The sequence below is a fragment of the Proteus sp. G2609 genome (assembly GCF_963896135.1).
GTDB classification, from domain to species: domain Bacteria; phylum Pseudomonadota; class Gammaproteobacteria; order Enterobacterales; family Enterobacteriaceae; genus Proteus; species Proteus mirabilis.
The window spans coordinates 198418-211390 of sequence record NZ_CAWQNB010000030.1 but is presented as its reverse complement, the minus strand read 5'-3'; the positions used below and the strand labels follow the sequence as shown (position 1 = coordinate 211390).

Annotated in this window: 7 protein-coding genes; all 7 read right to left on the bottom strand. The window is 36.3% G+C overall.

Annotated features, from left to right (window positions below):
* Positions 1-41: 41 nt before the first annotated feature.
* A complete protein-coding gene (locus tag AACV01_RS09915) occupies positions 42-3083 on the bottom strand; it encodes a chondroitinase family polysaccharide lyase (RefSeq protein ID WP_161682793.1) in 3042 nt (1013 codons plus the stop codon).
* A gap of 57 nt (positions 3084-3140) precedes the next feature.
* Positions 3141-6206, bottom strand: a complete 3066-nt coding sequence (locus AACV01_RS09910) for a chondroitinase family polysaccharide lyase (RefSeq protein ID WP_046334681.1) — start codon at positions 6204-6206, stop codon at positions 3141-3143.
* A 12-nt stretch (positions 6207-6218) separates the two neighbouring features.
* Complete coding sequence (locus tag AACV01_RS09905) at positions 6219-8384, bottom strand: autotransporter family protein (protein WP_062814216.1); 2166 nt, start codon at positions 8382-8384, stop codon at positions 6219-6221.
* Positions 8385-8421: 37 nt separating this feature from the next.
* Complete coding sequence (locus tag AACV01_RS09900; RefSeq protein WP_161682791.1) at positions 8422-9306, bottom strand: OmpG porin family protein; 885 nt, start codon at positions 9304-9306, stop codon at positions 8422-8424.
* Positions 9307-9450: 144 nt separating this feature from the next.
* The gene (locus AACV01_RS09895) at positions 9451-11010 is read right to left on the bottom strand and encodes a sulfatase-like hydrolase/transferase (protein ID WP_004244191.1); all 1560 of its coding nucleotides are present in this window, start codon (positions 11008-11010) and stop codon (positions 9451-9453) included.
* 331 nt (positions 11011-11341) lie between these two features.
* Complete coding sequence (locus AACV01_RS09890; protein WP_004250320.1) at positions 11342-11830, bottom strand: GNAT family N-acetyltransferase; 489 nt, start codon at positions 11828-11830, stop codon at positions 11342-11344.
* Positions 11831-12039: 209 nt separating this feature from the next.
* Positions 12040-12795 (bottom strand): trimeric autotransporter adhesin AipA, encoded by a 756-nt coding sequence (gene aipA, locus AACV01_RS09885; protein ID WP_036918851.1) that lies wholly within the window; start codon positions 12793-12795, stop codon positions 12040-12042.
* Positions 12796-12973 lie beyond the last annotated feature (178 nt).

The following is a 12973-nucleotide window of genomic DNA, read 5'->3' as shown; positions in this document are numbered from 1 at the left end:
ATGTTTTATATCGAGACTCTTTAATTTAAAAGTTACGACTTTTACTTAATTAAATCAACTGTTATTGGTATTGCTTGTATAGTCGTTGTTGTAATTAGCGTATTATTATTTTGATATATAATATTAACACCTAATTGTGGTGTGGCTAATTTCCAAATCCCTTTTACAGTAACTGTACTACTTATTGGTTGAGGATCGGCTGTAAGCCATTGGCGAGAATAAACACTCACTTCAACCTGGTTACCCTTATTATCAATTTGGTCAGCTTCAATACCCTGATATAAATTTAAATCAGGATTAACAATACTTAGCGTTAATTGTTGTTTTTGTTTTTTTACCATTACCATAGTGGGGGAATCACTTGATAATAATAAAGCTTGAGATGAATTGACTTCGGTGGCATTAAAAAAAGCATATCCCTCTTCTTGCGTGATTTTATCTTTTACTGCATGAAGTTGATTATTATGCTGCAATACGGTGTATTCAGGCGCTTTATTATCTTGTGCTTCTATGGCTATTGCATATTCATAATTTGCATTTTTAGGGGCTTTACCGTGAGAGATAACGGCTGTTGCAAACAATTGTTCTGTTTGCTGTGAATTTCTGTCATCAACAGAGTATTGTTTTTGATAACTAAATTCTACCGTTTGCCCTTTAGCTAATTTATACAAGTTACCCGCTGGATCAATTAATGTATCGGCATTATTTAAGGTTAATTGAGTACCGAGTTGGTTCACTTTTTTACCATTAATTATAATTGATTGTAACTTAGGAACAGCAAACTGGAACAGTGTCGTTTCTGTTGTATGTTGTTTATCATTATTTTCAATACCAGAGCCTAATGCGATCACTCTATTATCAAATAAGAAATAGGATTTATTCGCTCTTAGACTTTGTTGTTGATATTTACTGTGACCATGTAATTTCATGGCAAACATACTGTTATTATTTAGTGTATTGGCACCAGAATAACGTTGTGTTGAAAGCAACATTTCTTCTATGCCTGCACTTGGCAATTGGCTTAGTTTTGCTTCTAGTTCATCATAAGGAAGGTGGATCGTAGTCGTTCCTGGATATCGATTCCAATCCCAACCTGCATGACTAAAACCAGATTTAGTTAAATCCGCAGGAATAATTTCAAGTTGCCCATATTGCAAGTAACGACCATAACGGTTGTTATTCTCATAACTTTCATTACCCACTAAATAACGACTAAAACCACGAGCGATAGCAAGCCAGCTTTGCTGTGGCGCTGTTATTGATGCTCTACGCTGGATTGCCATTGAAGCATAATTCATTGCCCATGCACCTACCGGTTCATTTTCTGCTTTAATACCTTCAAAGCTATCTTTGTTTGCTAATTTTGCATAAGCGGCTGCTAATGTAGTATCTAGCTCTTGTTTACCATCGGGCGTACCTGCAAGAGCCATCCATTTGAAGGGATCAATACTTATTTTATGTAATCCCGTAGGATGTCTGCCGCTTAATACCAGAGGAATTTGTGTTTCTTTGGTATAGATACGCATTTTTAATAATACATCTTTTAAGCGTGCATGTGCTGGTGATGAAAGACGAAAAGGGGAATGACTTAAGGCATAAACACTAGGCGCTAAGCCACCAAATGCATCTTTGGCATAAGCTGGATAATGTTGTGAATGGTGAAAAATAGAGCCATCAGATTTAAAGCCACCAGCGACACCTTTAGAACTAAGAATGGTTTTGTTTAGCCAACTTTGCAATTGTGCTAAGGCTTGTTGGCGCTGTTGATAATCTGGCAACATCAGTAAACTTTTTATCATCCACTGTAATTGGGTATTGAGAATATCGACATTTGCATCAACGATTTCATTATCTTTTTCAAATATGCGCCCTGTTGCGTTATACCACATCATGGCTTGTTGTGTCGGTGCTAACAGATTATGTTTTGCTAGAATATGGCGACCAATAAACCATGCATCAAAAAGCTCTCTTGTTTGATAACCTACGTGAGTAATAATTTGGTAACCACTCCCCCGTGTGAAACCTTGTTCAAGAACGTAACGAGTGCCTAATAAATAGAGTGTTTCTAATTTTTTTCTATCGATTGCTGATAAGGAGTGACTACGCAAGTAAATCGCTGTTTGAAGAAGCGTTTTGCCTACATCTCTTAGCATGTTGGCATCAAGTAATGCTTTTTGGGTTTCTTCACTAAAGACCCCCTCGACTTTGATAAAATTCTGGCGATTAGGATGATCAAGGGCTTTTGCGGTTATTGAGCCATCAGCATGTTGTTCTAAGGCTAATTTTTTCCATAATGCTAAATTTTTGTCGATCATTTCAGCGGTGATTTTTTTATCACGACTGACACCTTGATAGTATTCAAAACGTTGATAAATAGATGCCACTTCAGGCTGATCATCACGAAACTCAGTCGCAAAATTTAATGTAGGATAATGCGCTGTGAACATTTGATCGTACATCAATAATGCACTCCAATTTTTACTCACCATTGTATTTACTGCATTATTAACATATGGAATTTGATAGTCAGGAATAGGCCAACGATTATCTAAAGGTACGCTCATAATTATTTGATCAAAAAAAAGCGTACCTGCTTGATCTGGTGCAGTAATGACTAATTTATCTAATTTGCCTGTTGCTGAGCCTTTCATATCACGAAAAGGAACTGCAATACCTCGCCAACCTGTGAAATTCAGTTCCGTTTTAAAACTTAATGCTACTTGATTATTTTGTTTAAATTGTAATGTAAGGGGCGTTGACTGTGGTTTTTCATTGTAAATCCACATCATAAAAGTGAGTGGTGTTGCTGTATTTTTATCATCTTGATAATTAACTTCATTATTAAGTGTTAATGTTGATTGGGGTTGATACTGCCATTTGAGTGACTGTACGCCATCTTTAGCATGCTCTTTACTTAGTGATAGCTGATGGTCATTTGAGGTGCTCAAGGTATTTGGCATTTCATCTTCAAAAAGATAAAGATCGCCAAAAGGTTCATGAGAAAGAGAAGGTAATGCTTGTGCGGGTAAGGATAAGCAGAAACTTAGTGTAATCGCATAAGCTAAAGAATTTTTTATTAGCATAATCAGATTTCCTGCAAAATAAAAAAGGAACGCGAATGCGCTCCTTTAAAGGTTTAATCAAGAGAGAGGAGAGAGTTTAATTTCTTGTGGAATGCCAAAGTAACTGGTGAAAATAAGTTCGGTATTATCCCCAGAAACGTTATATTTTACCTCACTGTCTTGAGCTGTGGGTTGCCATTTCCCTTTCACTGTCACATTAATGGTGACGGGGGTTGCCGCTTTTTGGCGAGTCATATTTAAATCAGGTGTTACAGCACTCACCGTCAGTATATTTCCTTCCTGATGTGTCATAACAATGGACGGCTTATCGACTTTTTTGATCCATTTATCGTCAATGACTGCTGGTTGATAAAATGCATAACCTGTTATTTGACTGAGTTTATCGTAAATAATATGTACATCTTTATCTTTACGAATAACTTGGTATAACCCATTGTTAGCACGGAATTTCTCGGCTAATTGCGCCATTTTTTCCGGTGTTGCATCTAAGAAAACCATGTACTCATAACTATGATCTTTGGGTTGAATACCGTGGTCGATCCATGCGGAGCTAAAATTTCCTTGCGTGGGTTGACGATTTTTATTTTCAGCCGAAGTCTGGTGTTGGCGGCTGACATTCACTTTTTCTGCTTGAGTAATTAAATAACCGTTACCATTACTATCGATTATCCAATCTCCTTGTTTTAGCGTAGTTTGATAAGGAAAACCTTCTATTTTTTGGCCATTAATCCAAATAGTGTTTAACTCAGGCGTAATAGCATGTTGGAATAACGTTGTTTCCACAGGGTGATCTTTATCGCTGCTATTAATATTGCTACCGACAAAAATTAAATGGTTATCCGCCGCTAAGACGGTTTTTTTAGCGGTAAAGTTAGCATCAAAACGCGCAAGATTAGCGGGATAAAGAAGATCAAACGCCATCATGCCATATTTTCCTTCAAGGGCTGATGTGCCGCTAAATCCTCGCTCACCTCGTTGCATCAAGGTGTGTGGGTTAGGGCTATCAAGTTCTTTAAGCGGAAGATGAATGGTTGTGGCGCCAGGCATTCTATTCCAATCCCAGCCTTCTTGCTGATAGCCTTGTGAAAGTTGAGAGCCATTGCGAACGATTTGAGCAACACCATGACTTTGATAACGGCCATAACGGTTATCTTTATTGTAAATTTCAGATGACCATACATTGGTATTATAGGCTTTTAATGTCACCATTTTGTCTTGCCAACGGTGAATACCAAAGGCACCACCGTTAAAGGCATAGAACCCTTGAGGAAGGGATGCTGGCGTTATCTCTTCACCAAAAATAGTGGGAGATTCATTTCGCGATTTACCACTAATTGCTAAATAAATAGATGCTAACTGTTTATCTGGCGCTGGTTGGGCAGACATCGCGAGCCAATAGTAACCTTGTGCTATAGATTGTAGGGAAGGTGAGTTAAAGGGGTGTCTTCCCGCTAAAGGTAAGCCAACTTCAGGATTACTATAGATCCATGCTGAAATCATTGCCTTTTTTAGGTTATTCCAGCCACTTTCACCTACAGCAAAAGGTGTTTCTCGTAATAAATAAATCAGCTGTGAGGCATTTTTAAATGCTGGGAAAGAGTAGCCGGGATAATTACCTTCATGTCGCCATGCCGTACCATCAGGACGCAAACCGTCTTTACTCCCCGGTGGTACTTGAGTTAAGGCACCAGTGATATAATGACTAAAAGAATTGACTAAGTTAATACGTTTTTGATCATCGGGTTCAAGTAATAATAGCGCTAAATGTTGACGAGATAAGGTATTAAAATAGTCTAAATCAGAGCTATTTGCGCCAACTTTCATATCAAAACTACTTTTAAATTCTCGTGAATACCAAAGTAGAGAATCATAGACTTCTGTCTGTAGATTAGCTTCTTTTAGTGCATCAGCCATTAATAATGTAGAGATATACCACCAACGTGAACTATATCCCCAGTGGTGAGTGGTTACTAGGGCACTACCTTTGACAAATCCTTGATCTAATAGATGCTTGGTCATCAAGAGGTACATCTGTTTTAGCTGTTCTTTTTGTGTTGGATCTTTTTCGAGCACATAAGCACGGCTAATATTAAACATTAATGTGGTGTAGTTACCAAGAATGACGTAATTATCAAAAAGTTGCTTGTCTTGAGAATTAAGCTGTTCTGGCTGATAGATGATAGTTTGTTTATCGGTGATAAGATGTCGACCTTGCATTCCTCCATCCGAAAGAGGGCGAATATTCAGTGCCTCAAAATCCGTTTTTAGCTTGCTGATATTCTCTTCTAAAGCAAGATTCGTCTCTTTTTCACCACCAACAAATTCATTGATAAGACGTTGGCGAATAAGATCTATCGCAGCTAAATTTTCTGGTGTTACAGGTAATTGAGGTTGTACAGTGTGAAATTCAATTTCCGGCTCTGATAATCGTGTTTTTATTTGATAATCAGACCATTGGTAACGGGCGTCATCAATAGAAAACATAATACGGTCGATATAGATTTCACCCTGATTGATATTAGAAGGGGCTTTAAAACGAATGCTGTCGACATTCGCACCTAAAGAGCGACCAATACTATCTTGAGTACCATCGGATGATGTATTTGTTGCATTTAAAGTCATCTCACGATTTTCAAGATCGTTATTTAAAGAGATACCAATAGCACGCCAGCCAGTGAAATTTAGTTTTACTTTAAAACCAGCTTGGGCTTCGCTGGTGGCATTGAGCTTTTCCCCTAAATCAACAGTGAGATAACCATCAATAGGTTTTTCGTTGTAAAGCCAAAATGATAAAACAGGTGTAGAAGCGCGTCCCCATGCTTTAGAGGCTTCTTTATCTGTGGGAACTATAAGCTTTTTATGTAAAGTAAAACTACTGCCACCTTTCCATTGCCATAAAAGGGATTGGTTTCCCATAATGCTACGTTTATCAGATAAAGTTAGTGTTGAATTTTTATCTGATGAAAAATCAGCTAATGGATCACTTTGTGCAAAATGATAGATTTCTGATTGCATAAGATGATTGGGATCAAATGCAGGATTGCTGGTGGCAGCAATAACATGATAGGGGGTTGATAATAACCCCAATGTCATTGCAAGCGCAGTAAAACGAAATATCGGCATTATATTTTCTCCTTAGAAACGCTGGCTAACAGTAAAGCCGATACGCCCTTCATTGAATTTGTCATAACGCTGATATCCCATTGTTGTACCTAAATTTAACGATTGGGTAATATCAAGGTTTGCACCTAATTCAGCACTAATGATGTCACCACCAACGGTATTTCCTTTAATATCGAAGGTGCTTCCTCCAGTATTAAAATAGGTAAGGCTGTGGCGTTGATTAATATCGTTATTACCTGCAATATCTTTGATATAACGAAGGTTAAGAGAAGGGGTTAATTTGCCATAAGAGGTTTGGTAATCATTCCATAAAGCAACAGAGCCACCTAATTGATTAACTGCGTAGCGTTGGCCATAAGTACGCATAGATAATGTAGAGCCTGTTTCTTCCCAAGAATCAATATTGAGCCATTGATATTGGTAAGTTAGCATCGGTTTAATATGGATAAAATCAAAATCCAAATAGGTGCCAGCGTTAATCTGATAGCCTAATTGCACACCAGAGTAGTCACCTTTAGCTTTGGTATTTCCTTGCCATCCCGTATTACCACCGATATCCCTCTCACTATCGACAGTGTAATAACCAATATTTAAATTACCGTTTAAGAATAATGTATCACTATACCAACCGGCATAAGGCATAAATTCAAAATGGCTAATTTCTTTGCTTGCATTACGTTGTTTAGCATCGGCTTTAGCGTAGTTATATGCTAAAGAAACGCCAATTAGCGCATCTTGATTTATTTCATAATCAGTACCGATTTGAATACCAGTGCGATAAGTATTGTAGCCGTTAATTCCACCTTGTTGACTTTGCGTACCATAACCGTACAGAATATTTGCCCAGCTATTCCAACCTATTTCTCTTTCTTCAATGGGGAGCTGATTATCATAGCGTAAGTAGCGATGAGCAATATTGTTGCGCATATCTTCAACCATGATTAATCCTGCTTGAATATCACTACCGTCAGCAATGGGCGCCAGATCATTTGATAGTGCAGCAATATTATTATCATTATTACCAGCGGCGACTAATAAACTTAATGCTTCATCTGAAATTTGGCTACGTGTATTATTAAATTCATTTAATACTGTTGGAATAATAAAATTAGCTGCTGCTAATCCATTCTCTGTGACATTGCCACGTTCAGCAGCGCTAATAAAATTATCCCCCCCTTCGTAGCTAATACCATAACGCGCAATTAATTGATTACCACTGACACCACCGCTAATATTTGGTGGTGTCGTTTCTAACCATGAATCTGTTTTTTCTAATAAAGGTGAAATATCTGGCGCTATGGCATTTGCATCAGTCACTGTAATGCCCGCTTCATCTTTAATTGCCGAGTCTGAAGCAATTAATACAATATCTTTATTAATGATGTTATCAACACTGGTGCCTTTAAAATCAAGTTTTGCTTGGCTACCTTTTTTAAAGGTGACATCGCCGGTAACATGTAAGATAGTTTCATCAGTATTGGTATTATCATCAAGGCGGAAAATAAGCTGGCTATTTTCCTTATTCATGAAGTTACCTTCCCATTGAATGGTTTTATCTTTACCTTGGATAGTTAAATTGCCATGGTTTTCAATTAAAGGAACACCGGTAATTTTATAGCCGTCAAATAATGCATTTTGTGCTCCTCCCTGATAAGCAAAATTGATTTTGGTATCCACATGATTATTCCCTAAAATATCACCGTGGATCTCGCCATTAACATCACTTCTAAAGCCTGTTTTTAAAGTGCTAAAATCAATCGCTGCGGTTTTTCCTCTGATAATAGCGCCATCTCGGATATAAACACCTGTTCCTCGTTTAGGAAAGTTACCTTCAACTAATATTGCTGTACCATTTTCACTAGTAACGTTAGCGCCATTTAAATTAATATTACTACTAAAAGTAGCGCCCTGATTTATTTTAATTGCATTTGCTCCATTACCAGTAACAGTAATGTTTTTTGTAATTGCTTGAGCTTTATATTCTGTTGATGAGCCATTAAATACTACACCGTCACCTTGTGATACATTAACATCTTTATTTATTTGCGCTGTATCACCATTATTAATGTTTACGGTTTCACAAATGGTTAAAGTACTATCGCAATCAGCCGCTACGGCTGAGCCATATATAGCTGAAAGGACAGCAGCACTTAAAAATAACAAATTTTTATTTTTCATGAGATATAACCTTATGACTATTATATGGTTTTAATTATTAGAAAGTTGCTCTTACCGATACTTTAAAATAATCTTGAGTTGACTTGCTGCCGTTATTTTTATTCTCAACACGCTCATTATAATATTCTGTCATAACACGCCATTGAGGAGATATTTGGTAAGCCATTTGTAAGGTATAACGAGTCATATCTTTATCGATATATTCACCTTTATTTGTTCTGTCTTCTATTTTTCCAAAAATAGACTTACGAATTGAGGGCGAAATAATAACACCGATAGGTGTCGTCCAGTTTACATACATACGTAATTGCTGGTTGTGATTTGTTTCTTTTGTATCATACTCTTCATGTCTTATTGCTTGTTTTCCACCATCAAAATAAGCCACTGTTGTATTTAGATTCGGGGTGATAAAGTAGCGAATACCGGGTTCAATTTCCCAACCTAAATAATCCGTATTAGTGACGCCATTACTTCGTTTGTCCTCTTTTTTTTGTAATCCAAACAAAACACTACCGGTTAAAACCCAGTCTTTATTAATAGGAAATTGATAATTTGTTTTTGATTCATAAAAGTCGATAGTTAAACGGCTACCATTATCATAGTTAGTTAAATCTTGACGTATTTTTAATCCTGATTGTATCCAACCATTATTTAATTTAAAACGATAACTACCTTGTAAATCATAACGCTGATAACGATTTTTATTGTCATGTTCACGCTGACGAAAACCGACGTCAAAATACCAGTTCGATTTGTCTGGATTAATGTTAAAATCAACACGATAACCAGAATAGTTATTCGATGTATCATAATCAGCAGATTCCCACGAGAACATCGCATTAACTGTTGCTGCGTGAGAATGAAAAGAAGTTAAAGCTAAGCCAAAAAGAGGTAAGAAAAGCACAATACGAAGTTTGTTCATGGTCTATATCCAATTCTTTATTCGCTTTTATTTATATCTATTTTTAGATGTAGGACGTCTTCCTTTTATTTTATTAAAAGGATTTTTATATTAGCGAATTAGGTTTATATATAGCGCCATAAGGTTATGGCGCAGATGTTTTTATTATTTTTCTTCACATATTGATATTTTTTTATTTAATTTATTCGTTGTCGCTGTAATAAATTCAGTCGCTCTCCAAGAATCTCCTGTTTTTTCTAACCAAGGGGTTAATTCTTCTTTAATTAATTTATCAATTAAAGGCATATTATCTTTGGCAATATTTTTCATTTGATATGGATCGTTCACATTGTCATATAAAGTATATTTTAATGGTTGCCCATCTTGCCTATCTATCACCAAAGTATGAGTTTTTGTTCTTACACCTCGTTTACCGAATGAAGGTTCACCATAAGGAATAAAAAGATAAAGCTGAGAGTTTGCTGTGTCGCCTTTGCCTGTGATGACTCTATCTGCAAGATCTGTGCCTTCTACTGAATCAGGGATCCATTCTGATAAACCAAGTAACCCTAAAATAGTTGGGTAAATATCAGGTGCTGACATTAATGCATCATCAAAACCTGGTTTGATTTTACCCGGTAAGCGAAACATCATAGGGACACGCATCGATTCTTCATACGGATTATTTTTTGTTGCTTGTCCATTTGATCCTAAGCAACTGCCATGATCAGAGAAGAAAACGACGAGAGTATTATCTGCAAGGCCCTGTTTTTCTAATTCATCGACAATGCGACCAAATTGCTCATCAACACCGTTGACCATTGCCATATATTCTTTGAAATATTGAGGCCCATAACCTTCTTGATATTCACTGTCCCACTGTACATTAGGGCGTGTATTTAACTCTTTTGATGTCTTACCTTGATAAGCATCGAGGTATTTTTTCGGTACTTGATCATAAGGAGAGTGAGGTGGGTTCATTGAAACCACTAATGCAAATGGTTTTGAATTATCTCTAAATTGATTATTTTCATTTTTGAGGAACTTGATTGCCATATCGGCTTCATGTTCAGGCCCCCATTGATCGATATAAATCGGTTTATCACGAGGTGTATCGTTTGCCCAATACATCGGTTTCAAGTGTAAGTCATAAGTACCATAAGAGTACCAAAAATCAAAACCATGACGCCTATCTGGAGCAGCCCATTCATTCCAATAACGACCTTCCATTGGATTATTGTAACTTTCAATAAAAGGCTCATAGGGAGCATCAAGGTGCCATTTGCCAATATACCCAGTGCTATAATCTAAGGATTTAAGTACGTCAGACCAGCATTTTGCGTAAGGAGACAAGTCAATACCTACTTTTCCACCGTAATCATGGGCATTACCTGTGATACCATTACGCACAGGGTACTGACCTGTCATAAACATGCCTCGAAAAGGGGAGCATAGAGGGTAATTTGATGCCATTTGTGTCATTACTTTGGCTTGTTTGGCAAATTTATTAAGATTTGGTGTAATCGATGGATCTTCCCCCATAAACTGTAGAGCATGGGCTCGCATTTCATCAGGAAAAACAATTAATAAGTTAGGTGCATTTTCTGGTCGAGTGCGTTTGCTTGCTGTAAAGTCACCTGAAGTAGCAAGAGCAGGTGTAGAAACAGAGATTGCAGCCCCACTGGCGGCAAGACCTTTGATAAAAGTTCTACGGGAAACAGTCATTGCTTCCTCCTATTTTACGTTTGCTTTCGAATTGGTGGTATTTATCTTATTTATACTTTTATGTAAGATCAAAAAGTAAGTTAACGAAAGATCTAGAATTGAAGGAGAGATCACAGAATGGTGTCAAATTGTAAGCAATTTGATAGAGAAAAGTCGGGTTCAAATATTGTTAATAATTATGAGTTAATTTATGAAATACTAATAACCTATTGATTTTTAATTAATTTTATATATAAATTGATTTTTGTTATAAATAATACTCATTATCACTGTTCGATATCGTAACTCATTGAAGAATACATATGCGTACTTTTTCTTTCATTTGTTTTCATTATCCACTAATTACCCACCATGCTTTTCCTTGAAATTGAAAATTTTCAACAATATTCATACCTAATTTTTGATGTGCTTTTAGCGAGCGGATGTTTTCACTATTAATAAATGCAATCGGGCGACCACCTTGTAACGCACCAATATATTGGTAAAGCTCGGTTAATAGCGATTTTCCGCGGTATGATTTATCAATACATACAGGACCGTAAAACCAATTATTGTATGTAAGGCTAGGAAAACGTCGATTAATTTCTTGAGCAATAGGTGGAAGAGAAAAAGAACTGACCGGAAAGCTGAAAACAACCGCTATAATCTGTTCTTGGTCAGTTGCGACTATGGCATTGGTACTACTTTGGTACATAGCTTCAACTTTATCGTGTGGATAATCACCATATAATCCACCTTGCTGTGACTGTGAGTTTTCTTGTAGTAATGAAGTCACTGCTTTGATATCAGCGAAGGTCATTTTTCGTAATGGATAACTCATGTTGTGTCTCTTTTAGTCATGGAGAATTATGTCATTATAGGAAAAATGTCACTATCACAAAAGGGAATAAAAACAGAAGATAAGCTTATCTTTTTAATAAGTGTTATGCATTTATTTTATTTAGAAAAATATTGTTAAGCAGCAATAAGGATACTACTGCTTAAATAATAAAAAACTTTCTTATTAAGAGGTGAGGTTAATTAATAAGATCACCAGCCATAAGCTAATCCGCCGCCAAAAATAAGCTCTTGTTCACTATTAATTGATGAGTTAAATCGAAATGCTATATCATTATTTGGCTGATATTGGATACCTCCAGCAAGTGCTATGCCAGTACGATAATTACTAATACCGAGGCCACCACTAAAAGTATGATGAGTAAGATAAGGAATATTGGTCATGGCAATTGAGGAAGCAATACCTGCATAGACTTTTTTTTCTAATGAAATAACTTTTTTATCAAGTGCTTCAATTGCATCGGTAATTGATGCTTGTCGTCTTCGATAATAATCATCAAACTCATGAATGGTTTTTTTGATGGTGTTTAAGTTATTATTAGTTTGATTTCTAAAAACATTTATTTGGCTATCAGTTAACCTTTTATTTTTACTAAGTAGTGCTTTTGTTTGTGCCAGATTGACTGCATCAGTATTATTTTTACCTTCACTGACATTGGTGAGTCGTGCTGTTTGTTTCTCTTCACTATTGCCAAATGAAACCGTATTTTCCTCATTGGCTAATGCACCATAACCAATAGCAACCGCACGAGTATTGGTGGCTTGGCTATTGATACCTATAGCTGTGGCACCGCTACCGGATGCTTGACTATTGTCACCGAGTGAAAAACGGGCAAGATTATCATGGTTGGGAGTTAGTGAATTATCTATATTTGATGTTGGTAAGGTATTAGCGTAAGAGAGTGTAGGGAATAAAAAAGACACTAAAAATATTTTTTTTAATAGCATGTTATTCGTCCTGTAATGGATAACAGAGTTGCCAATAAATGCTAAATGATTCTTTTTCTCATCACAATCTAGAATAAATGAAATCACTCTTAAAATTAATTTTGTTTAATATAGCATGCTATTTAATTTATTTTTATTAATTATTATTTATTCTATTTTTAATAAAACCGCACCTTAT